This is a genomic window from Kitasatospora sp. NPDC059803 (genome assembly GCF_042732255.1).
GTDB lineage: Bacteria > Actinomycetota > Actinomycetes > Streptomycetales > Streptomycetaceae > Kitasatospora.
Genome location: NZ_JBHWIJ010000049.1, coordinates 7,757 through 31,997, shown reverse-complemented (window position 1 = coordinate 31,997; position 24,241 = coordinate 7,757). Strand labels below are relative to the sequence as shown.

General features: G+C 73.6%; 11 protein-coding genes. 5 read left to right on the top strand and 6 right to left on the bottom strand.

Annotated features, from left to right (window positions below; genetic code table 11):
- Window positions 1-19: 19 nt before the first annotated feature.
- The 3 genes from ACFV6I_RS11280 to ACFV6I_RS11270 form a co-directional block, all read right to left on the bottom strand.
- Complete coding sequence (locus ACFV6I_RS11280; protein WP_380424611.1) at window positions 20-280, bottom strand: hypothetical protein; 261 nt, start codon at window positions 278-280, stop codon at window positions 20-22.
- A 119-nt stretch (window positions 281-399) separates the two neighbouring features.
- On the bottom strand, window positions 400-1,611 hold the full coding sequence (locus ACFV6I_RS11275; protein WP_380424609.1) for an RICIN domain-containing protein: 1,212 nt from the start codon (window positions 1,609-1,611) through the stop codon (window positions 400-402).
- A gap of 257 nt (window positions 1,612-1,868) precedes the next feature.
- On the bottom strand, window positions 1,869-10,352 hold the full coding sequence (locus tag ACFV6I_RS11270; RefSeq protein WP_380424607.1) for a type I polyketide synthase: 8,484 nt from the start codon (window positions 10,350-10,352) through the stop codon (window positions 1,869-1,871).
- A 432-nt stretch (window positions 10,353-10,784) separates the two neighbouring features.
- Between ACFV6I_RS11270 and ACFV6I_RS11265 the strand changes: the two genes are divergently transcribed.
- Window positions 10,785-16,067, top strand: coding sequence for a sacsin N-terminal ATP-binding-like domain-containing protein (locus ACFV6I_RS11265; RefSeq protein ID WP_380345005.1), 5,283 nt, complete (start codon window positions 10,785-10,787; stop codon window positions 16,065-16,067).
- A gap of 54 nt (window positions 16,068-16,121) precedes the next feature.
- Here the strand turns inward: ACFV6I_RS11265 and ACFV6I_RS11260 are convergent, their stop codons facing one another.
- Window positions 16,122-17,216 carry a polyprenyl synthetase family protein gene (locus tag ACFV6I_RS11260; RefSeq protein WP_380345007.1) on the bottom strand — a complete coding sequence of 365 codons (1,095 nt, stop codon included), beginning with the start codon at window positions 17,214-17,216 and terminating at the stop codon, window positions 16,122-16,124.
- Between the two features lie 349 nt (window positions 17,217-17,565).
- Between ACFV6I_RS11260 and ACFV6I_RS11255 the strand changes: the two genes are divergently transcribed.
- Window positions 17,566-18,732: a serine hydrolase domain-containing protein gene (locus tag ACFV6I_RS11255; protein WP_380345009.1), complete on the top strand. Its 1,167-nt coding sequence runs from the start codon at window positions 17,566-17,568 to the stop codon at window positions 18,730-18,732.
- 165 nt (window positions 18,733-18,897) lie between these two features.
- Window positions 18,898-20,064, top strand: coding sequence for a serine hydrolase domain-containing protein (locus ACFV6I_RS11250; protein ID WP_380345011.1), 1,167 nt, complete (start codon window positions 18,898-18,900; stop codon window positions 20,062-20,064).
- Between the two features lie 128 nt (window positions 20,065-20,192).
- Here the strand turns inward: ACFV6I_RS11250 and ACFV6I_RS11245 are convergent, their stop codons facing one another.
- Window positions 20,193-20,894, bottom strand: a complete 702-nt coding sequence (locus ACFV6I_RS11245) for a response regulator (RefSeq protein WP_380345013.1) — start codon at window positions 20,892-20,894, stop codon at window positions 20,193-20,195.
- Entirely contained in the window at window positions 20,891-22,135 is a 1,245-nt protein-coding gene (locus ACFV6I_RS11240) for a sensor histidine kinase (protein WP_380345015.1), read from the bottom strand. The genes ACFV6I_RS11245 and ACFV6I_RS11240 overlap by 4 nt, the downstream gene beginning before the upstream one ends.
- A 303-nt stretch (window positions 22,136-22,438) precedes the next feature.
- On the opposite strand from ACFV6I_RS11240, the gene ACFV6I_RS11235 reads away from it, so the two are divergent.
- On the top strand, window positions 22,439-22,810 hold the full coding sequence (locus ACFV6I_RS11235; protein WP_380345017.1) for a hypothetical protein: 372 nt from the start codon (window positions 22,439-22,441) through the stop codon (window positions 22,808-22,810).
- Between the two features lie 164 nt (window positions 22,811-22,974).
- The coding region (locus ACFV6I_RS11230) for a hypothetical protein (protein ID WP_380424605.1) at window positions 22,975-24,241 on the top strand (1,267 nt) is incomplete at its 3' end.

Sequence of the window (24,241 nt, the reverse complement as noted above, 5' to 3'; positions counted from 1 at the left end):
AGCAGGTCGAGGTACCGGGTCAACGACCTGCTGCTCCAATCTTGATCACGGATTCGGCGACGACGACCGTCAGACCGAAGACCATGCCGAACACCAGCAGGACGACGAACGCCCGGCAGCCGTAGGGCTGTCCGCGTATCGCCCAGTCCGTCACGAGCGCGGAGTCGCCTAGGTCCCGCTGCGGGGAGAGTCGCCCCACCTGGAGACCACCGTGGTCGCCGTACACCGCCCGGGAGTGGACGAGGCCGTGTACCGCCTGCTGGAACTGATCACCGGCCACACCACCGCGTGATCGGAGGCTGGAATCGGCGGCCACCAGGCACTGTTCGAATACGGCCTCACCCCGACCCGGGCGGGTGCCGGGTCGGGGTGCGTCGGGTCAGCGTGCGCGGGTGACCGCTACTGGAGCTTCCACTGCTGGTTCCAGGCGTTGTTGCAGGTCCAGACGCCGAGCGCCTTGGCGTCCTCGTCGTAGGTCAGGCAGTCCTGGTCGGTGATCCGGATCTGGTACTGGCCGCCGCCCGCGCTGACGAGCTGCCACTTCTGCGCGTCGGCGCCGGTCCACGGCTTGGCCTCGGCGAAGAAGGTCTTGGTGTTCTCGGTCAGCGCGAGCCCGGAGACGGCGCTGGTGATCTTGTACCGGCCGTTGCCCAGGGAGGTGAACTGCCAGGCGGAGTTCTTGGCGCCGCTGGCGGCGGCCAGGATCGAGGACCCCGTGACCACCAGACCCCGGCCGTTCTTCACCTTGGGGTGGTGCAGCCCGGCGATGCCGGCACCACCACCGCTGCCGCCCTTGCCGCCCCCGCCCTTGCCGCCGCCGTGGTGCGCGGGGATGGCCGGGGTGGTGCTGGTGTCGCCGCCGTCGTCGTTGCCGTCGTTGCCGTCGTCGTTGCCGTCATCACCGTCATCGCCGTCATCGTGCGCGGGGATGCCGGGGGTGCCCGGGGTGTCGGTGATCGGGGTGCCACCACTCTTGGGGACGCCCGGGACCGTGATGTCGCGGGCGGGGAAGTGGATGATCCGCTTGCTGTCGACGCAGCGGATCAGCACACACGACCTGGTGGTGCTCACGGTCCGGTCGGAGTCGGAGCCGACGAAGGCCCAGTTCCCGTACCCGCCGTCGCCCTTGTTGGTGAAGGTCGAGTCACCCGCGAAGACCCAGATGCGGAAGTCGTCGTAGCCGGCCGGCCCGCCCTGCGAGTCGTGGTGCTGCAGCTTGACGGTGGTGTCGACCAGCACCCCGTTCATGTTCGCCTCGTACACGTTGCGGAACCAGATGGTGTCGTAGAGGTCGGTGCCGTCGTACTTGAACACCATGACGTTGTAGCCGGGAGCCGCGGCACTCAGTTGGCTGGCCATGCCCTGGGTGAACGCGGCGTTGTCGGCCTGCGCCTGGAGGGCCGCGCTGCGGAAGCCGCCGATCATGGCACCGATGGAGTTGATCAGGGCCGTGGTGCAGTTGCCGCCGCCCACGCTGCTCTGGCCGTCGCAGTCGGCTGCGGCGGCCCGCTGCGGCGAGACCATCAGGCCGGCAACGGCCAGACCCGACAGCAGGACGCCCGCGACGGCGCGTTGGGCGAGCGTGTGGGACCGGCGGGAGAGACCGCGCATGCCGAAGTACCTCGATCACTGAGAGTGGTGAAGATCGTCCGTGGGGAAGAGACGATGCTCGGATGCTAGGTCGGCCCGAACGCCGCGCCCCGGGTTCCTGACAGTTCCCTGATGGATCACTGATGACCTGTTGGCAGACGGGCGTCACCGTCACGGACCTGGTCGCAGGACGGGGCGCAGGAGGAGACCGGCCACCAGCTTCGTCTGGCACGTGTGGCGTTGGACAAGGAACGGCGCGCGGACGGCCCTGACTGTCTCTACCGGGTGGTGGCCTCCGGCGGAGTGCCGGGGTGGGTGAGGGAGTCGATCCAGGTGCGGATCGCGGCTGCCGTGGTGGCGGCGTCCTCCCGTGCCAGGGAGAGGTGGTTGCCGGGCACCTCGACGCGCTCGTGTGGCAGCGGCCAGGACGTGCGCCAGGAGTCGCCGTCCGCGCGCGTCGCCATCAGTGGGGTCGGGCGCGCGGCGCCGATGAGGAGGGTCGGGGTGTTCACGGGCTCCGGGCGCCAGTCCAGGAAGAGCCCGGTGTAGGCGCCCATGGCCGCGACGGCGGCGTCCTCGTCGCCGGTGGACCCGTCCGCGCTCACGTCCGCGCTCACGTCCGCGCTCACGTCCGCGCTCACGTCCGCGGCGAGGTACGGGGCCGGTGGGGCGGCCAGGGCGGTCAGCCAGTCCGTGGAGTGGTTGCCCTGGTGGACGAGATACGTGTCGATCAGCACTTGCCCCAGGGGAGCGGATCCCCCGAGTTCGAGGCGTCGGGTCACGCCGTGCGCGACGGCGCCCCCGGCGGAAGCACCGACCAGGACGACGGGCCGGTTGCCGACGTGCCGCAGCACCGTCTCGGCGTGGAGGCGGGCGAGCGTCTCCCGGTCGGCCGGAACGGCGTACCCCGCGCCGATGCCCGGGTGTGGGAACTCCAGGACCTCCAACTCGCCCTCGAAGCAGGCGTGCAGGGCCGCGAACCCGCCTCCCGGCAGTGCGGGGAACGGACGGTGGTCGGGGAAGAAGACCACGACCGGGGAGCCGGCGCGGCCCCGGGCCCGGCGCAGCGGCGGCACGGCGTGCTCCGCGGCGTCGTCGGCGCCGAACGTCGCGGCGGCCGAGGAAGCCGCGACCACCAGGTGCATCGCGGCCGCCGGCCGGCCCTGCTCGCAGAGCGCGCGGTACAGCGCCGCGAGCGTCTGCGCGGGCCGGCCGGTGGGTGGTGTGGGCCGGAGGCCGGGGCGCTCACGCGGTGTGCCGTCGGGCAGGTCGTCGAGCAGGTTGTCGGGCAGGTCGTCGAGCAGGTCGAGTACGTGACGGGCGAGGTCCTCGATCGCCGGGTGCTCGAACACGACGGCCGCGGGCAGCCGCAGGCGCAGGGCCGTACTCAGTCGGCTGCGGAACTGGACGGCCGTCAGGGAGTCGAAGCCGAGCTCGGCCAGGGTCCTGCCGGCGGGCAGGTCCTGCGCGCCGGAGTAGCCGAGCACCGCGGCCACGTCGCCGCGCAGCAGTTCCGTGAGCGCGGCCCCGCGCTCCTCGGCGGGCAGCCCGGCCAGCAGCGTGCGCCACGCCCCGGGCTCCGAGCCCTCCCGGCCGCCCGGCGGCGGTTCGGTCTCACCGCTCTGCACTTCGGCGGCGGGCCGACCGTGGCGCGCCAGGTCGCGCAGCGGCGCCGGTAGTTGCCCTGCGGCGGTGCGCAGCGCGGCCCGGTCGAGCAGGACCGGCGCGAGTACGGGGGCTCCCGTCCGCAGTGCCGCGTCGAACAGGGTCAGTCCTTGGGCGGGGGTGAACGCCCGGACCACGTCGTCGGGCCTCGGGTGCCCCGCGCCCTCGGTCAACTGGGCTGCCATGCCCGCGTCGTGGCCCCACATGCCCCACGCCAGCGAGACGGCGGGCAGGCCGGCCGCGGCCCGGTGCTGGGCGAGCGCGTCCAGGAACGAGTTCGCCGCGGCGTAGTTGCCCTGGCCCGCCCGGCCCAGCACGCCCGAGATCGAGGAGAACAGGACGAAGGCCGACAGGCCCCGGTCGCGGGTCAACTCGTGCAGGTACCAGGCCGCGTCCGCCTTCGGCCGCAGGACCGCCGCCAGCCGCTCCGGGGACAGCGCGGCCAGCGCTCCGTCGTCGAGGACCCCGGCGGCGTGCACGACGGCGGTCAGCGGGGGGTCGCACTGCTCGATCAGCTCGGCGAGCCGGGCCCGGTCGGCCGCGTCGCACGCGACGATCCTGACCTGCACGCCCCGCTCCGCCAGACTCGCGCGCAGGGCGTCGGCGCCCGGTGCGTGCGGGCCGCGCCGCCCGGTCAGCAGCAGGTGGCGGACCCCGTACGCGTCGACCAGGTGCCCGGCCAGGTCCGCGCCCAGTGCTCCGGTGCCGCCGGTGATCAGCACCGTGCCGTCCGGGTCGAAGGCTCCGGAGCGGCGGGGCTGGGCACTCTCGGCCGGCCAGGGCTCGGGCAGGTGGACCGCCGCCGGGGCGCCGACCAGCCGTGGCACCGCCGCCGGGTCGCCGACCAGCCGTGGCACCGTCGCCCGCCCGGCGCGCAGGGAGAGTTGGGGCTCGCCGCTGGCGGCCGCCGCGGGCAGCAGGCGCAGGGAGGCGGGGTCCTCGTCCACGTCGATCAGGACCACGCACCCCGGCAGCTCCGACTGCGCCGTACGCACCAGCCCCCAGACCGCTGCTCCCGCCAGGTCCGGCGTGGGTGCGGTGGCGTTCCGCGTCACCACCACGAGCTGCGAGCCCGCGGTGGCCGGATCGTCCTGCCAGTCCTGTAGGGCCTTGAGCACCCGCGTGGTCAGCAGGTGGACGTCGGCCAGCGGGTCGCGGTCCGTTTCCGATTCCGATCCGACGGCGGTGACCGCCAGGTGGCGGGGCGGGGCGGCGGCGTCCGCGCCCGCTGTGGATGAGGTCGGGCCGTTCGTGGGTGAGGTCGGGCCGGCGAGGGGGACGAAGGCTCCGAGGTTCAGCTGGTCCGGCCCGAGGACCGTCCAGCCCGCCGACTGCGGTGCCCCGCCGGGCAGTCCGACGGGGACCCAGTCGGGGCGCAGCAGGGCGCGCTGGGCGATGTCCGGCCCGGGGTCGCGGTGTCCGGCCGGAAGCTCCCTGGTGGAGAGGGAGTTGACGCGGGCCACCAGGCGGCCCGCCGGGTCGGTGAGCATGATCGAGAGCGCGCCGCCTTCCGAGGCGGGGTCTGCCTCGCCGACCGGCGCGATCCGCACCCGCACCGTCGACGCCTCGGCGGCGTGCAGGCACACGCCGCTCCATTGGAACGGCACCCGGGCGCCGCCCGCGCCCGCGTCCGCGCCCCCGTCCGGGTCGGTTCCCGGGGCGTGCGCGGCGAGCATCGAGGCGTGCGCGGCGGCGTCCAGGAGCGCGGGGTGGATGCCGTACCGGTCCGCCTCGGCCGTCCACGGCTCGGGCAACCTGACCTCCGCGAACACCTCCGTACCCCGCCGCCACAGTGCGCGCACGCCGCGGAACGCGGGCCCGTAGGCCAGACCGCGCCCCGCCGCGGCTTCGTAGGCGCCGGCGGGATCGATCTCCGCGGCGCCGGGCGGCGGCCACTGCGTCAGGCCGGGCCCCTCCGGTGCCGTGCCCGGCTCGGGCGTGCGGGCGAGCAGGCCGGTGGCGTGCGGCGTCCAGGCGGGCTCGGCGGGATCGGCGGCCTCGGCGGCCTCCACCGGTCGCACGTGGATCTCGACGGACCGCCGACCGGAGTCGTCCACCGCCCCCACCACGACCTGGACCCGTACCCCCGCAGCGGGCAGCGCGAGCGGCCGCAGGATCACGAGCTCCTCCAGCGTGCCGCAGCCGGCCGCGTCGCCCGCGCGCACGGCCATCTCGACGAACGCCGTCCCCGGCACGAGCGGCGCCCCGCCGACGACGTGGTCGGCGAGCCACGGCTGGGCGCCCGCCGACAGCAGGCCGGAGAGCACCGTGTGCCCGGTGCCTGGCACCTCGAACGGCGGGCCGAGCAGCGGATGCTCGCCGAAGGTACTGGCTGGACCCGCCCCGGCCGGGCGCGGTGGGTCCAGCCAGTACCTCCGGCGCTGGAAGGCGTAGGTCGGCAGTTCCACCCGCCGCAGCCCGCGCCGCAGCCCGCGCTCCGCGAACACCGCGGGCCAGTCGACGCCGACGCCGCGCACGTGGAGCCGGGCCACGGCCGCCAGCAGCGTGTCCGGCTCCCGCTCGCCGTCACGGGCCGCGAAGGCGAACACCGGGCCGCCGCCGTCCTGGAACTCCGGGCCGCCGTCCTGGACGGCCGGGCACTCCTGCGCGTACGCGGTGAGCACGGGCTGCGGGCCGAGTTCCAGGAAGCCCCCGACGCCGTTGGCGCCCAGCCACTCCACGGCCTCGGCGAACCGCACGGGAAGCCGCGCGTGCCGCACCCAGTAGTCCGCGGAGCCCAGTTCCTCCGGCGCCGCCCGAGACCCCGTCACGGTGGAGACCACCGGGATCCGCGGCGGCCGGAACTCCAGCGTCTCGGCGACGCGGCGGAACTCGTCGAGCACCGGGTCCACCAGCGGCGAGTGGAAGCCGTGGCCGACCTTGAGCCGCGTGCTGCGGCGGCCGCGGGCCTCGAACCGCGCCGCGACGGCGAGCACCGCGTCGCGCGCGCCGGAGACCACCACCGCACGCGGTCCGTTGACGGCGGCGATCGCCACGCGGTCGGCCACGTCCGCGAGTTCGGGCAGGACCTCGTGCTCCGCCGCGTCGAGGGCCACCATCGCCCCGCCGTCGGGCAGCGCCCGCATCAGTCGCCCGCGCGCCGCGACCAGCCGCACGGCGTCGGCGAGGTCCAGCACGCCGGCTACGTGCGCGGCCGCCAACTCGCCCACGGAGTGCCCGGCCAGGAAGTCGGCCCGCATGCCCCAGGACTCCACCAGCCGGAAGAGCGCCACCTCGTAGGCGAACAGGGCGGCCTGTGTGAAGTCCGTGCGGTCGAGCAGGGCGTCCGGCGAGCCCGGCTCGGCGCGGATCACCGTGCGCAGCGGCCGGTCGAGTTCGCCGTCCAGCGCGTGGCAGACCTCGTCGAAGGCCTCGGCGAACGCGGGGAACGCCTCCCGTAGCTCCTCGCCCATCCGCGTGCGCTGCGCGCCCTGCCCGGTGAACAGGAAGGCGGTGCGGGTGCGCGGGTCGGCCAGGCGCGTCAACGCCCCGGCGCCGGACGTGCCGTCGGCGGGCGTGCCGTCGGCGACCGCCCGGAGTCCGGCCAGCATGCGCTCGCGGTCCGCAGCCGGCACCATCGCCCGGTGCGTGAGCGCCGACCGCGACACCGCCAGCGAGAAGCCCACGTCCGCCGACGAGAGGCGCGGCCGGGCGGCGACGTGGTCGGCCAGCCGCCGCGCTTGGGCCCGCAGGGCCGCCTCGTCGGCCCCGCCGACCAGCCACGGCACCGCCAGCCCCTGGGGCCGCGCGGGTTCCTGCAGCGGGGCGCGGTCGGCGGCGGCTGGCTCCTCGATGATCACGTGCGCGTTGGTGCCGCCGATGCCGAAGGCCGATACGCCGGCCCGGCGCGGTCGGCCGGCGGGCGCGGGCCACGGCCGGGCGGCGGTCAGCAGCTCGACCCGGCCCGCCGACCAGTCGACGTGCGGGGTGGGGGCTGCCACGTGCAGGGTCCTGGGCAACTCGCCGTGCCGCATGGCCTGGGCCATCTTGATGATCCCGGCGACTCCGGCGGCGGCCTGGGTGTGTCCGAGGTTGGACTTGACGCTGCCCAACCACAGCGGAGGGCCTTCCGGCCCCCGGCCCCGGCCGTAGCCGGCGAGCAGCGCCCGCGCCTCGACGGGATCACCGAGCGCGGTGCCCGTCCCGTGCGCCTCCACGGCGTCCACCTCGTGCGCGCGCAGCCCGGCGTCGGCCAGCGCCAGCTGGATCAGGCGCTGCTGGGCGCGGCCGTTGGGCGCGGTCAGGCCGTTGGACGCGCCGTCGGAGTTGACGGCGCTGCCGCGCACCACCGCCAGCACCGGGTGTCCGTTGCGGCGCGCGTCGGACAGCCTCTCCAGCAGCAGCACCCCGGCGCCCTCGGCCCAGGCGGTGCCGTCCGCCGTGGCCGAGAAGGACTTGCACCGGCCGTCGGGCGCGAGGGCGCGCTGGCGGCTGAACGCGACCAGCGGGTTGGGCGTCGCCATCACCGTGACGCCGCCGGCCAGCGCCAGCGAGCACGCGCCCGAGCGCAGCGCCTGGGCCGCCTGGTGCACGGCGACCAGCGAGGACGAGCACGCCGTGTCGACGGTGATCGCGGGCCCGCGCAGGCCGAACACGTAGGAGAGCCGGCCGGAGGCCACGCTGCCGGCCGAGCCCAGGGCGAGGTGGGCCTCCAGTTCGTGCTCGGTGAAGCGGGAGGCGTAATCGCCGTACATCACCCCGAGGAAGACGCCCGTGTCGCTGTCCCGGACGGACGCCGGGTCGATCCCGGCCCGCTCCCACGCCTCCCAGGTGACCTCCAGCAGCAGCCGCTGCTGCGGGTCCATGGCGAGCGCCTCGCGCGGCGAGATGCCGAACAGGCCCGCGTCGAACTCCGCGGCGCTGTGCAGGAATCCGCCGCTGCGGGTGTAGCAGGTGCCGATCCGGTCCGGGTCGGGGTCGTAGAGGGCGGCGAGGTCCCAGCCGCGGTCGGTCGGCAGGTCCGAGATCGCGTCCGTGCCCTGCGACACCAACTCCCAGAGCCCTTCGGGGGATTCCACGCCACCGGGGTAGCGGCAGGCCATGGCGACGATCACCACCGGGTCCCGGTCGTACGGCTCCTCCGGCTCGGCGGTCCGCGGTGCGGGGGCGGTCGTGTGTACGGCGGGTACGGCGGGCTCGGCGGCGAACAGTTCGGTGTGCAGGTGGCGGGCGACGGCGGCCGGGGTGGGGTGGTCGAAGACCAGCGTCGTCGGCAGGCTCAGCCCGGTCGACGCCGCGAGCCGGTCGATCAGCTCGATGGCGCCGAGCGAGGTCAGCCCGAGGTCCGCGAAGGAACTGTCCGCGAACGAGACGTCCGTGAACGAGCGGTCAGCGAACGAACCGCCCGCGTCGGGCCCGCTCGCCGGCGCGCGTCCGCGGACCCGGGCCGTCTCGGCGCACACCCTCTCGCACAGCGCGCGTTCCTGCTCCTCCCGGGGCAGCGACAGCAGCCCGCGGTCCAGGGAGCCCCCGGCCGGGGCCGGGGCCGGCGCCGCAGCCGGGTCGCTGAGCACCGCATGGCGGACGATCTTGCCCGACGGCGTGCGCGGGACGGCCGCGATCTCGCGGACCTCGACGGGGACCTTGTGCTCCGCGAGCTGCGAGCGGCAGACGTCGAGCACCAGCCGCGGGTCCAGGCCCTCCGGGCCGGCCACCACGAAGGCGACTGGGACCTCCCCGAGGACGGCGTGCGGCAGGCCGAGGACCACGGCGTCCCGCACCCCGGGACAACCCCGCAGAACGTGCTCGACCTCCGTGGGGTGGATGTTCTCGCCGCCCCGGATGATCAGTTCGCTGACCCGGCCGGTGAGGACGAGGTGGCCGTGTTCGGCGCGCCGGCCGAGGTCCCCGGTCCGGTACCAGCCCTCGCGCAGCGCGGCGGCCGTCGCTTCCGGCTGGTCGTGGTAGCCCGTCATGAGATTCGGACCGCTGACCCAGATCTCGCCCTCGCCGCCCGCGAGGACGTCGACGCCGCTGTCCGGATCGACGACGCGGACCTCGACGCCGGGTACCGGCAGTCCGCAGGACCCGTCGACCCGGGGGCCGTTCGGGCGGGCCACCGCGATCGCGCCGCACGTCTCGGTACTGCCGTAGACGTCGAGCAGCGGCGCGCCGAGCGTCTCCTCCACCGCCCCGCGCAGCTCGGGCGGGCACGGCGCGCCCGCCGTGACGCAGAGCCGCAGCCCGGGCCCCGGCGCGGGGAGCGGGGTGTCCTTCGCCGAGGACATCAATCGGTGGTACGTCGTGGGGACGCCGGCCAGGACGGTGAACGGCCCGCCGAGGGCTGCGCTCGGGGTGCGCAGCGTGCGCCACAGGTTGCCGGGCGTCAGCAGGTCGCCGGACGTCGGCAGTTCACCGGCGATCGCGGTGCTCGCGCCGACGGCCGTGGTGCCCAGGATCGCGAGGGAGTGCCCGAAGCTGTGGAACAGCGGCAGCGGCCACAGCAGCCGGTCCTCGGAGGAGAGCCCGAAGAGCGGCGCGTAGCAGGCCGCCACCGACCACAGTGCGCTGCGCTGTGTGGAGAGCACGCCCTTGGGGCGGTGGGTGGTCCCGGAGGTGTAGAGCAGCCAGGCCGGATCGTCGAGCCCCAGGTCGTCGGGGGCCGCGGGCCCGTCCCCGGTCGAGGCCGCAGCCTCGAAGAGGACGGTGCCGTCGGGGGCGTTCGAGGGGATCGGACCCGCCCCGGTGAGCACGGTGTGCAGGCCGCGGTACGCGGGGCCGAGGCGGTGGAGCTGCGTGAGATGCGCGGGGTCGGTGATGATGGCCGAGGCGCCGCTGTCCCGCAGGTAGTAGTCGAGTTCGTCGTCGGAGGAGCGGGGGTTGAGCAGGACGCCGACCGCCCCCGCCCGCAGCACCGCGAGGCAACCCTCCACCAGCTCCACGCAGTTGCCCAGGCAGAGCGCCACCCGATCGCCGCGCCGGACCCCCGCCCGCACGAGCGACCCGGCCAACCGCCCGGTCCGCCGCTCCAACTCGGCGTAGCTGACACCGCGCGAGAAGTCGTGGAACGCCACCCGCTCCGCCGACCGTTCGGCGTGCCTCTTCAGCAACTCCGGCAGCGGCCGCACCAGATCGTCATACCGCAGGTCACCACTCACGCCCCAGCTCCGACCTCTCGCCACTCGCGATCCACTCCCCCGTCGATCCCCTCCGTACCCAGTAACACACGGGCACAGACCGAGTCCTGCGGACTCGCCGCAGCGGGTCTGGCCACCTCGTGCGGGCTCGGTACGTGGCTCCCGGCTGCTCGGGCGCGCTATCACCGTGGTCTGACACGGCGGGCGGGATGCAGGTCTACTTTCGGCCATCCGGGTGCTCCTCCGGCGTGCGGTCTTGCGGCCCACGGGGTGCGCTTATACGTCAAACTGCTGGACTGACCTGTTGCTTCGCACGCCGGGCCGTTCGGCCGGAAACAGCAGCGGCTGGTCGGCGGGCGCTCGGCGGCTGGTGAACGCTTCTCGGCGGCGAGGCGTCGGTGCCTCCCCTCATCACGCCCCATCACGCCCCATCACGTCAGGAGCGAGGACCACGTGCACCACCCCACGGACCCGGCAGGAAGCGACGACGCCGTAACGGCCCGTACGCTGAGGCGGATCGAGCTGTTCGAGCAGGCGGGAGACGACTGGCGGTTCGCCGAGAGCCTCAAGTCGATCACCGAGGACACCGCCCAGGAGTACGAGGGCCGCGCCGTCCTCGAACTGGTCCAGAACGGGCATGACGCCCTGCACGCCCAGGAGCCCGGCCGGGTCCTCGTCCGGCTCGACCTCCGCAGTGCGGCCGGAGTCCTCTACGTCGCCAACGAGGGCGCGGGCTTCACCGAACGCAACTTCCACGCGATCACGGAGTTCGCGCTCTCCGACAAGGGCGCCGGGGAAGGCATCGGCAACAAGGGGATCGGCTTCCGCAGCGTGCTGCAGCTGACCGACTGGCCCGAGATCTACTCGAAGCACGGCCCCTCCTCGTCGACGTTCGACGGCTACTGCTTCCGGTTCGCCACACCCGCGGACGTCCGGGCGCTGGTCGACGACGGGCGGGCCGAGGAGGTGATCGCGAAGGTCTCCCCCCTCGCCCTGCCGGTACCCGCCGACGTCACCGATCCGGTCCTCAAGGAGCTCGCCTTCGAAGGCTTCTCGACGGTGGTGCGGCTCCCGCTCCGGAACCCGGCCGCGGCGGACGCCGCGCAGAGCCAGCTTGAGCGCATCACGGCCGGGGAGGCGCCGCTTCTGCTGTTCCTGGATCGCATCACCGAACTCGCCGTGGAGGTCCACAGCGACGAGGAGCCGTCGACGCGCCGGTGCCTCACCCGCTCCGCGCGGCAGTCGGAGCTGGTCAGCGCCCGGCCGGAGGACTGGGCGGTCGAAATCGACCTGGCCGAGGCCGGCCGCTACCTGCTGGCGCGGCGCGCCGTCCCGGCCGAGGCGTTCCGCGAGGCGATCGAACGGAGCGTCCAGGCCCACCAGATCGACGGACGCTGGAACACCTGGGAGGGCGAAGCCTGGGTCGGCCTCGCGCTCCGGCTGGACGAGGACCTGCAGCACGGCCGGATGTACACCTACCTGCCGATGGCCGAAACGAGCAGGTCACCGTTCTGCGGCCACGTGCACGCGCCGTTCTTCACCAAGCTGGCGCGTCTCGACATCAGCCAGACCATCGCTCTGAACGACTTCCTGCTCGACCAGGTGGCCGACCTGGCGGCAGCGCTCTCCGAGCGGCTCCGCACCGAGGCGCCGCACGAGCGCGCGCGGGAGCTGGTGCTCGACCTGGTGTGCTGGAAGCCGAAGGACCGCATCGACCGGGCCTTCGCGGGCCGCCTCGCCGACCAGCCGGTCGTGCCGCTGGTGGGCACTTCCTGGGACAGTCTCCGGAATTCGTACACCTGGCCCGAGGAGGAACGGGCCTGGCGAGTCATCACCTCCGAACGGCTCAGCCGGGTCGGTGGCCCCATGCTCGATCCTCGCGTCACCGGGGCCCGCCGCGGTCGACTCAAGCAACTCCACCGGGACCTGCTCGGAACGCTCATGGACACCCCGCAGGCGGCCGCGGCCGGCTGGGTCCAGGCCATCGCCGAGGAGCTCGCCGACGACCGCGTCGACGCGACAGCCGGGACGTGGACCGACTTCTACGACGACCTGGCCCACGCGTTCATCCACCGCTCGGACACCCTGCGCGGGAAGAGGATCATCCTCGACCAGAACGGCGGCCTGCAGCCCGCACTCGGAGCGGCCCCGCAGCACGGCGGACCCGAGCGGACCGTCTTCTTCTCACCGCCGGCGGCGGGCAAGGAGGCGGGCAAGGACAAGAACACCCGGGTCCCCTCGGATCTGAAGGCACTACGGCGCCGCATGGCCTTCACCCACCCCGGAATCGCCTGGAGCCGAGCGGGACGCCACTTCCTCGAACAGCACCAGCTGGTCCACACCTTCGACATCGATCAGGTGCTGACCGACCTGCGCGGCCTCCTGGCCGCGACCGAGTCCGACGCTCTGCGCCGCGACGCCCTGGTCTTCGTCCACCGCCAGTTCCCCGTCCTCAGCGAGACCCAGCGCACCCGGCTGCGCGAGGTCGGACTCCTCGTACCGCGCGTCGACGGAAGCTGGGCCAAGGCCACGGAGTGCCTCTTCTCCCCCGCGTGGGGCACCGAGGGCGCGACACGGTTCGCGCGCTTCCTGGCCGCCGGCGGGGCCGACGTGCCGGCACTCGCGGAACAGCGGGACCAGTGGATCGCCGCACCGGCGGCCTGGCCCGAGGAGGTCCACGCACTCGACGGCTACGGCGAGTTCCTCCGAGCGATCGGCGTCCAGGACGGCCTGCTGCTCACACCCGTCGCTCGCCGCATCGACGCACGCAACGGCCGGGAACTCCAGCCGCGCGGGCTCGCCGCCAGGTTCGGGCTCGGAACCGCCCTGGGCGACGCCTGGGCCGCGGACGTCCGGCAGGCCGGATGGGCGGAGGGTGCGCACCCGTGGACTTCGTACCGGTTCAATACGCTGCCGGTCCACCTTCCCGGGGCCGCCGAGGTCACGGGGCTGAAGCCCGCCGCGCGGCAGGAGTTCGCCGCTCTCCTCCTGCTCGGCCTGCGCTCCTGGAGCAAGAGCGACTTCTCCACCACCGTGTACCGGCCGAGGCCCACCAACCAGGACGTGCATGTCTGGCCCACTCCGCTCGCCTCCGCCCTGCGTCACCTGCCGTGGCTGCCGGTGCAGGACCCGGAAGGGGACGGCCTGCGCTTCGTGGCACCTGGTCAGGCGTGGTTCTCGGAGGACCGGGATCTGCCCGCGTTCGTACCGTCGATCTCCCCGGACATCCGCAAGCTCCTGGCCGACCGCGCGGTGGTGCCCCGCCTGCGCCGGGCGGGACTCCGGATCTGGGACGAGCAGGGCTTTGCCGCCCCGGCCGTCAAGGACCTCGGTTCGGCCCTGGCCCTGAACCACGTGCCGGACCACCTGAGCGTCGCGTTCAAGAAGCAGTACGGGCGGGTGCTCGCGCTCGCGGCCAAGCAGCGTCGGTGGCCGTGGGCCGCCGGGGAACCCGTCCAGCTGGCCGTGGAGACCGGACCGGTCCTCACCCCGCTCACCCCCTCGACCGTCGAGGTCCACGTTGCCGACGAGACGGCCCCGCTGAAGGAGTCGCTGATCGAGTTGGTGGAGCAGCCGCTCCTGGTCACGGCCGCGGGCTCGGGCACGGAGGTCGCCACGTTCCTGGAGGCCAACGGTGTGCCGGTGGCCCGGCTGTCCGCCACCCACGTCGAACTCCAGCGGCCGGACGGCGAGCTCATCACGGCCCAGGACGCCGCCGAGCTCCTGGTGGACGGCAGGGAGTGGCTGGTCACGGTGGTCGGGCTGGCCCTGGAGCTGAAGTCCGGTGCCCGCCACCGGCACAGCGAGCAGCGCGTGCACGCGCTGCTCGACGAATTCCGCACCATCCGGCTCGTCCGCGAGGACGAGGTCGCGGTCGTGGTGGCGGGAACGAAGGCCAAACCTCCGCAGACCACCCGGAGTCTTCCGCTGAGCGACCTCGGGCACCCGACCATCGTCGTCTGGGACTGCCGCGATGCCTGGGAGGAGATCACGTCCTGTGCGTCGGCGATCTCCCAGCTCCTGCGCCAGCCCTCGCTCCACGACGCGCTCGAACTGGCCCTCGTCAAGCTCAAGCAGCACGTCGGCGACGAGCCTCCGGCGGAGCTCGACGATCTGGCCCTCGCCCTCGCCTTCGGCACCACCGAGGCCAGGATCGCGGAGCTGCGCCGGAGTCTGACCGGTGAGGTGCTGGTCGCGGTCCGCCGGCTGCGGCCCGTCCTGGTCTGCCTGGCCGGCGGTGACCGGACCCGGGAGATCGAGGAGGTACTCGGCCGTGCCACCTCGGAGGAAGCACTCGTCGAAGCGCTCGACCGCTACCAGGACGTCCTCCCGCTGGCCGCCGCGGAGCTGCTCGGGCTGGCCCGCAGCCACCCGAACCCGGCCGACCTGCGGGACGCCCTGCACCTTGAGTTCCAGCAGTTCAACGCGGCGCTCGTGGCCCTCGGCCCGCCGTACGCCCCGCTCCGCCACCCGGAGGCCCACACCGAGGCCTTCGAGGCATTCGTCCAGGGGAACGCCGCCGCCATCAGGGACAGGTTGCGTGAGCGGTACGCGCCTTCGGCGGCCCGTGGCGAGGACGTACCGGAGTACGTGGCGGCCCGGCGACTCGACGACCTCGCTCCCGACCCCGCCTGGCTGACACGGTTCGCCTCTCCGCCGGAGCACGCGCTGCGGGCCAGGGTCGCCGACTGGCTTCGTTCACACGGCGCCGACGACGACCTGGACCGCAGCTGCGGCCTCGACCCGGTGGACGGGCTCCGCTCCGACAACTTCGCCCGGCTCGACCGCATGGTGGAGGAGCTGGCTCCGCTGGTGGCCGCCTGGTGCCTCCGCCACGCCACCGCTCAGCCCCCGGCCTGGAACAGCACGCCCGGTTTGGAGGCCAATCGGGGTCTGGAACGATCGGGGCTCTGCGATCTCGTCCGGCTCGGCCGGGAGCAGCTGCTCCAGGTGGTCGGGAGCAGCCTCGGACTTCCGACCGGCATGCCGCTGTCCACCGACCTGTCGACGCTCGGGCTCAGTCCTGCGGACGTTTCCCGAGCCACCACGAAACGCACTCGATCGGCCGGTGGCGGCTCGGTGACCCGGCCGACCATCACGGTGGGTCACACCGAACTGCGGGTCGGCATCGACCAGTACGCGGCGATCGCCGAACTGGCCGGCCGATCGGTCGACGAAGCGTTCCTGTCGCAGTCCGGCAAGGTGACGCTCGGCGCGATGACCCGGCAGGAACAGCGAGGATCCCGAGGAGCGGTCGGCGGCCGAACGGTGGTGGCCCGGATGGCCGGCGCGACCGAGGAGGAGCGGGCCGCGATCGGGCTGGTCGGCGAGGTGACGGCACGGGCCTGGCTGGAGCGGAGGTACCCGGAGGTGTACTGGAGGTCCGGTTACGCGGCCGTCCTGCACGATGACCAGGACGCGGCCGACGGCCACGGCTACGATTTCGAGGTCCGCCGTGGGCCGAGGACGATCTTCTACGAGGTGAAGTCGCTCACCCAACCGGCTTCGGAGCTCACCGAGTTCGAGCTGGGGGTTTCCGAGATCAGGGCCGCCAACCGGTATGCCGCCGCGAACCGGTACCGCATTCTCCTGGTCACGTCCGTCCTGGAGCCGTCGGAGCGGAGGATCCACGACCTGCCGAATCCCTTCTCGGCGAAGGCCCGTGACCGGTTCAGGATCGTCGGGCAGGGGCTGCGCTATCGTTGCTCCCCCCTGAACGGCCCCGGCCGGCGGTGACATGCCGGGAGGGGTGAGGGGCGGGCGGGATTCCCCGCTCGCCCCTCACCGAGCTCACCGGACTCGCTCGACGCTCCACCTCGGCAGGTACTCGAAGAACGCGACGGCCTCCTCCCGCCACCTGGGGCGCCAGGCTGCGGCCTCCGTGGCGGCCGCGTGGGCGAAGCGCCGCATGTCCGCCCGCATCCGCTCCGGGACGCCGTGGCGGTGGGCGAGGTCGCGGATGGCGGCGATGGTCTCCTCGGTGCAGGCTCCGTCGCCGAGTGCGGACTCCACCATGGTCCGCTCGGAGTCGGTGGCCGCCGCCAGGACGGCGCGGACGGTGTAGTTGCGCCGCCCCTCCCGGATGTCCGTTCCGGTGGGCTTGCCCATCGTCCCCGCGTCGCCGAAGAGGTCCAGGTAGTCGTCGCGCAGCTGCCCGCAGATCCCCACCAGCCGGGCGTAGCGGCGCAGTTCCCCGTCGTGGGCGGCGGGCTGGACGCCTGCGGCGAGCAGTCCCAGCTGGAGTGGGGCGAGCACCGAGTAGCGCGCGGTCTTGTAGTCGGCCACGTCGTGCAGCACCTCCTCGTCCGGGTCCGCGGTGAAGTCCCGCTCCAGGTCGATGATCTGGCCGACGAACGTGGCCGTTGCCGCCCGCGTCTGCACCTCGACCATGGCCTGTCGGACCGGGAGCGGGGCCCGGGAATCAAGAAGGACCTGGAGCGACAGCGCGAGTGCGAGGTCGCCGGCGAGGACGGCGAGCCCGAGCGCGGTCTGCGGCCGGTCGGGGAAGCGCCCCCGGTAGGCGTAGTAGGTGGAGGGCCCGCCCCGGCGGGTGGGGCTGTCGTCGATGATGTCGTCGTGGACCAGCCCGTGGGTCTGGAGGAGTTCGATGCTCAGCGCGGCGTCGTCCAGCCCCTCCACGGGTTCGGCAGTCACCAGCCGGGCGGCTTCGAAGAGCAGGGCCACCCGTATCCGCTTGCCGCCGCGCAGCGACAGGTCCCGCAGCAGGGCCAGGCAGTCCGGGGTGAACCGGCTGAACGACGGAGCGTCGAAGGCGGCGGCCAGGTCCTGGAAGTACTGCTCGGACAGCGCGCTGAACCGGCGCTCGTACCCGGCGAGACGGGCCCGGATCTGCTCGGCGAGGACGGCGGCGGCGGTATCGGTCACGAAGATGTCTTCCGTTCGGGCGGGGACGCGCGCCCGCGCAGGCGCGGAGGTGCCACGGATCCCGGCGGTGGTCCGTCACCCATGCTGCCCCACCGGCCTCCCGGCCCGAGCACCCGGTAGCTGCCCTCCCGCGCTCACCGCAGCAGTACAACACGCCCCCGTTCGAAGAGCCGCTCCACCGGAAGGTCGACAAGAGCACCGCCGGGAGCACGGTCCTGGCTGGGGCGGCTCCCGGAGCCAGCTCCCGGGTGCGGTCTCGTGCTGGATACGGACGAACTCCCCTACCCCTGAATGGTCCTCTTGATCAAGGCCGGGAATCACCGGCGCCATTCATCAGAGGGGTCCCTTCGTGAACGAGCATGCACCGCACAGCCGCCTCCCGCGCTCCCGCCGGGGCGGCCGGCACCGGGCGGTGGCGGTCGTGACCGCCGTGGCCGCCGGCGTGATGACGGTCGGAGCGCTGGCACCGACCGCGGCGTTCGCGGGCGGCAAGCCGGACAGCGTCCAACAGGGCCTGAACGCACTGGTCAAGGACGACGGCATGCCCGCCGCGCTGGCCTCCGTGAAGGGCCGTGACGGCCGCACCCGCACCTACACCGCGGGCGTCGGCGACATCGCCACCGGGGCCAAGCCCCCCGTCGACGGTCAGGTGCGGATCGGCAGCAACACCAAGCCCTTCACCGCCGTCGTCGTCCTCCAACTCGTCGCCGAGGGAAGGGTCGGCCTCGACACGCCCGTCGAGACCTACCTGCCGGGGCTGCTGCGCGGCGACGGCATCGACGGACGCAACATCACCGTCCGCCAGTTGCTCCAGCACACCAGCGGCCTGCCCGAATACGTGGACAAGGACTCCATCCTCACCAGCCCGAACCGGTACTACGAACCGCGCGAGCTCCTCGACGCGGCTCTGGCCCAGAAGGCCCACTTCGCCCCGGGTACGCGCTGGGAATACAGCAACACCAACTACCTGCTGGCCGGCCTGATCATCCAGAAGGTCACCGGGCGGCCGCTCGGCGAGGAGATCAACCGGCGCATCGTCGACCGCATCGGTCTGCGCCACACCTACTTCCCCACCCCCGGGGACACGGGCATCCGCGAGGCCCACCCCAAGGGCTACAACCGGGAAGCCGACGGCTCGCTCCGCGACTACACGGAGCTGGACCCGTCCTGGGATTGGGCGGCAGGGGCCGTCGTCTCCACCAACACCGACCTCAACGCGTTCTTCACCGCGCTCCTCGGCGGCCGGCTCCTGCCCCCGGCGCAGCTCGCCCAGATGCGCACCACCGTCCCCGCCGACGAGGTGAGTCCCGGCGTCCGTTACGGGCTGGGCCTGATGAGCCGTCCGCTGTCGTGCGGCGGCCAGTACTGGGGCCACGGCGGGACCATCCCGGGCTACAAGACCACCGGGGGCGTCACCGACGACGGCCGCGCCGCCAGCATCGCGGTGACCGCGATCCCGGGCGACGAGGCCGATCAGCACATCACGGCCACGGTGGACGCGGCCCTGTGCCGCTGACCCCGCAGGCCCTCCCCGGTCCGGCCTGAGCATTCGCAATCCGCAATCCGTAATCCGCACCGGCACCACCAACGGGTTTCCGCGCGCCCCGGCACGCCCCGGCACGCCTCGGCGCGCGGAACCCGCACACCCCAGCAAATCCCCCTTCAGCAGAGGAGTTCCTCCGTGAACGAGCACACACAGCACAGCCCGGCCCGCCGAAACCGCCGCGGCAGGCACGCGGTGGCGGCGGCCGTGGCCGCCGGCGTCGTGGCGGCCGGCGTGCTGGCACCGACCGCGGCGTTCGCCGGCGCCAAGCCGGACAGCGTCCAGCAGAGCCTGAACGCACTGGTCAAGGACGACGGCCTGCCCGCCGCGCTGGCCTCCGTGAAGGGCCGTGACGGCCGCACCCGCACCTACACCGCGGGCGTCGGCGACCTCGCCACCGGGGCCAAGCCCCCCGTCGACGGGCAGATACGCGCCGGCAGCAACACCAAGACCTTCACCGCCGCCGTCGTCCTCCAGCTCGTCGCCGAAGGGAAGATCGGCCTCGACGCGCCCGTCGAGACCTACCTTCCCGGCCTGCTGCGCGGCGACGGCATCGACGGACGCCACATCACCGTCCGCCAGCTGCTCCAACACACCAGCGGCCTGCCCGACTACATGGAAGCCCCCGCCCTCGCGGACTTCACCCCCATCCAGTACCGCTACTTCGAGCCCCGCGACCTCCTCGACGGCGCCCTCGCCCAGAAGGCCAGCTTCCCCGCGGGTACCAGCTGGGAGTACAGCAACACCAACTACGTCGTTGCCGGACTCCTCGTCCAGAAGGTCACCGGACGGCCTGTCGGCGAGGAGATCACCAAACGCGTCATCGACCGCATCGGTCTGCGCCACACCTACTTCCCCACCCCCGGCGACACCACCATCCACGAGGCCCACCCCCACGGCTACTTCCGCAGCTCGCCGGACGCGGCCCCGATCGACTACACCGACATGGACTCCTCGATGGCCTGGGCGACCGGGGCGATCGTCTCCACCAACACCGACCTCAACGCGTTCTTCACCGCGCTCCTCGGCGGCCGGCTCCTGCCCCCGGCGCAGCTCGCCCAGATGCGCACCACCGTCCCCGCCGAACTCCTGGGCCCGGGGATCCGCTACGGACTGGGCCTGCAAAGCAGGCCGCTCTCCTGCGGCGGCCTGGCCTGGGGCCACGGCGGCACCTCCCCCGGCTACCGCACCCGCGGCGGCGTCACCGACGACGGCCGCGCCGCCACCATCACCGTCACCACCGTCCCGGGCGAGGCCGGCGCGCAACACATGGCGGCCGCCCTGGACGCGGCCCTCTGCCGCTGACCGCTCCACCCCTCGGACCGGCTCCCGCGCGCGGGGGCCGGACACCGGGCAGACGGCCTCGCGGCTCCCGTGGACGGGGGCCGGGAGGCCGTCTGTGGAGTACCTACCGCTGCCGGAATCAGTCCGCCTCAGCCCGCCGGGTTCGCGGGGCGGGCCTCGACCAGGCCGGACTCGTAGGCCGCGATCACTGCCTGGGCGCGGTCGCGGACGCTCAGTTTGGCGAAGATGCTGGTGATGTAGTTCTTGACCGTGGAGACGCTGATGCCCATCGCCGACGCGATCTCGGCGTTGTCCAGGCCGGTGGCCAGCAGGTGCCACACCTCGATCTCGCGGGGCGTCAGTTCACCCAGGCTGGAGGCCGGCAACGGCACCGGTGCCGGCGGCAGGCGGGGCGCGGTGACGTACGTGGAGATCAGCCGGGTGAGCAGGCGCGGCGCCACCGCCGCCTCCCCGGTGTGCACGGTGCGCACGGCCGCCGAGAGCTCCTCCGGGGAGACGTCCTTGGGCAGGAACCCGGAGGCGCCGGCGCGCAGGGCGGCGACCACGTACTCGTCCATGTCGAAGGTGCTCAGCGCCAGGACCCGGCAGGCCGGTAGTTCCCGCGTGAGCCGCTCGGTCGCCTGGACGCCGTCGAGAACCGGCATCCGGATGTCCATCACCACGACGTGGGGCCGGTGCCGGTGCGCGAGGTCGACCGCCTGCTGGCCGTTGTCCGCCTCGGCCACCACCTCGAACGCCGGGTGGGGTGCCAGGATCAGGGCCAGGCCCCGCCGTACCAGCGGCTGGTCGTCGGCGATCAGCACCCTGATCCGCTCCGGGGTTCCCGTCATCCGAGCCGTTCCTCTCCGTCGGCCGGCGCCACCGGCAGGCTGGCCATCACCCGGAAGCCACCACCGTCCACGGCGCCGGCCACCATGCTGCCGCCCTGCAGCGCGACGCGTTCGCGCATGCCGATCAGACCGTACCCGGTGCGGCCCGCCCTCGGTCCGGCCGCACCGCCCGCTCCCGCCAGGGCGCCCACCAGGGTGTCGGCCGGCGCGGCGGTGCCGTTGTCGGACACCTCGACGGTGATCCGGTCCGGGTGGTACGTCAGCCGGACCCGCGCCTGGGCCCGGCCGGCGTGCTTGCGGGTGTTGGTGAGGGACTCCTGGACGATCCGGAACACCGCCAGGCCGGTGCTCGGCGGCAGCGGGCGCTCCTCCCCCAGGACGGCGAACTCGGTGGGAAGGCCGGCCCTGCGGGACTCCTCGACGAGCCGTCCGAGGTGCCCGACTCCGGGCTGCGGCTCGGACGGCGACTCCTCCGCCTCGTCGCCGGCCCGCAGCACGTCGAGCAGTTGGCGCATCTCGCGCAGTGCCATCCGCCCGGAGCCCTCCAGCGTGACCAGGGCGTCGCGCACCACCTCGGTGTCACCCCCGAGGTTCGCTCTGGCACCGCCGGCCATCAGCTGCATGGTGGTGATGTGGTGGGCGACGATGTCGTGCAACTCCCGTGCGATGCGGCGCCGTTCCTGCGCCACCGCACGGTCGGCCAGCAGCCTGCGCCTGACCTCCACCTCGTGCTGCCAGCGCTTCAGCGCCTCGGCCGCGGCGATGACCAGCGCCGCGGCGAGCACGTTGGCCGCCACTCCCGAGAACGGAGGCGGCAGCGGATGCCCCCGGCCCAGCAGCGGTACGGCGGCCGCCGCGAGGGCGGCCGGTACCGCCACCACGAGGCCGCGCGAGCGGGCGACCGCGAACAGCGCGATGCAGAGCGTGCAGTTGAAGTGTTGCGGCACCGGCCCGCTCAGGTTCAGGGCCAGGCCGAGGGCCAGCACACCCGTCAGTGACGCCAGCGGGTAGCGGCGCCTGGTGAGCAGCGGCATGGCCGCCAGTACGAGCAGGACCAGCGCCGTGAGGGCGATCGGCTGGCTTCCGTCCGGGCTGCCGATCGAGTAGCCGAGGAGGTCCAGGGCGGCCGACCCGACGGCCACCAGCGCGTCACTGGCCGTCCAGGGCAGGCCATCGGCTCTCGGCGGCGGCTGCGGCGGCTGCAGCTGCGGCAGCGGCAGGGGCCGGTGGTGCGTCGACATGCTGGTGATGGTCCTTTCCGTGGCCGGCCGTGTGCCGTCGTCCATGAGCCGTGAGCCGTATGCCGTTCCTGCGGAGGCCCTCGGGGGGGGCGTCCGAGGTCCATTCTCCCTGCGGCCCCCGGCCCCGAACCGGCACCCGGGACCGATCCCGGACCAGGCCCCTGGTCCTGGTCCGGGCCCGGTGGCGAGCCCAGGTCCTGACGCCGTTCTCCTCCCGCGCTCGGACGAGAACGCCCGGTACGCCGTGATGCTCTGGAGACGTGCCGGAAATCCCCGGCGACAGCACCACCGCCGGAGGACATCGTGATCCGCGCCCTGACCGGATTCTCCACCAGGAATCCGTGGAAGGTGATCGCCGTATGGGCGGTCCTGGGAATGCTCCTGACCGTCCTGAGCCAGACATTGATCTACCGGGTGACCCAGACGCAGACGGCCGACTTCCTGCCGAAGAGCTACGACTCGGCCGCCGCCATGAAGATCGCCCAGGACCGCTTCGGGACGAAGCCCGACGCCAATCCGGTGACCGTCCTGGTCGCGCGGACCGACGGCCGGGCGCTGACCGCCGCGGACCGGCAGCAGATCGGCGACGGGACCTTCGAGCTGCTCTCCGCCAACCTCACCGGAAACCCCGCCGACCCGGGCCTGGAGAACACCTACCGGGGCCGCGTGGGGTGACCGCCAAGCTGACGATACGTCATAGCGCGCCACCCGGGCCGCCGGAGTCGAAAACTGATGATCCGTCATATTGCGCTTCCCGGTGGCCACCCCGTAGTCGCGCGGCTAGGGTGGGCGACGCTCCGTCGGGCTCCTGACGGGCCGAGCCGGGGGGCGGGATGCGGATGGCGGCCATTGCCGGCGTGGGGTCACGGTCGCACCGCTTCGGCCGTAGGCCCGCCGCGCCACCCACCACTCCGGGCCGGCTGCGCCGGGTTGTGGTCGCGCTGGTCCTGTGCACGGCGGCGCTGTGGGGGACGTTGGAAGCGGCGCTCGCCGGCGCGCACACGGCGGTGTCCGCCGCCGAAGCCCACGCCGACCCGGCCCTTGTCGACATCGCGCAGCTGTCGTACCTGCTCGCCGACGCGGACCGGGTCGCGGCCGGGAGCTTCGCCTCGGGGACGGTGCGCCTGAGCGGACCGGGGCAGCGTTACCAGGACGATCTGAAGTCGGCCCACCAGGCGTTGGCCCGGGCCGCCGAGCACGACGCGACCGGGCCGGCCGGGAGCGGGCGACTGCAGGCCGTCGAGGGACTGCTCGTCGAGTACACCAGCCTGGTCGAACAGGCGCATGCCACCGAGAGCCAGGGTGCCCTCGGCGCCGCCTACTTGAGCTACGCCTCAAGCCTGATGCACAAACCCGGTGACGGAGTCCTCGCCCAGGTCCAGCAACTGCGGGCCGCCGAGCAGCAGGAACTGGGCCGGCAACAGCAGAGCGGATGGCTCGCCCCGGTCGTGCTGCTCGGCGTGCTCGCCCCCGCGGTACTCGGCCTGGTCCTGCTGGTCGGTACGCAGCGCTTTCTGAGCCGCCACTTCAACCGGCGGCTCAACCCGTACCTGCTCACCGCGTCCGTCCTGCTGCTCGCGCTGGCCGGCTGGACGGTGGTGGCGACTCTGCACACCGACCGGGCCTTCGGCACCGCCACCGACGAGGTGCTGCCCCGGCTGACCGCCACCTGGCAGGCTCGCGCGCTCGCCGCCGAAGCGGCAGGCGGCGATGCGCTGGCGGTGGTCCGGACCGTCCCCGGACAGGACCTTTCCGACGACTTCGCCACCTTCACCGGCCCACTGGCGGACCGTCCGCTCACGCCGGGAGCGGTCGCGGCGGCCGAGAACCAGCAGCCCGCGTTCCACGGCGTCCTCGCCGACCTGTTCGATGCCGACCTCCGCCCCGACTCCTCCCCAGCGAAACGGGACGCCGCCTTGCACACCCTCCGGGACTTCGAGCAGTTCACCGCGGCCGATGCCGAGCTGCGCCGGCAGGCCGCCACGCGCGGCCCCGCCACGGCAGCCGCGGCCGACCCCACCGTGGTGGCCACGGCTGTCGGCCCCGGGGGCGCCCCCCCGGGGGGCGGCCGCGCGGGGGGCGGGGCGCGCCCGGGCCGGGGCTCGG

What these genes read in the sequence shown, in the direction of transcription:
- ACFV6I_RS11245 (WP_380345013.1), bottom strand. Translation starts at nt 20,894, where the DNA reads ATGACGGGAACCCCGGAGCGGATCAGGGTGCTGATCGCCGACGACCAG.
- ACFV6I_RS11275 (WP_380424609.1), bottom strand. Translation starts at nt 1,611, where the DNA reads ATGCGCGGTCTCTCCCGCCGGTCCCACACGCTCGCCCAACGCGCCGTC.
- ACFV6I_RS11240 (WP_380345015.1), bottom strand. Translation starts at nt 22,135, where the DNA reads ATGTCGACGCACCACCGGCCCCTGCCGCTGCCGCAGCTGCAGCCGCCG.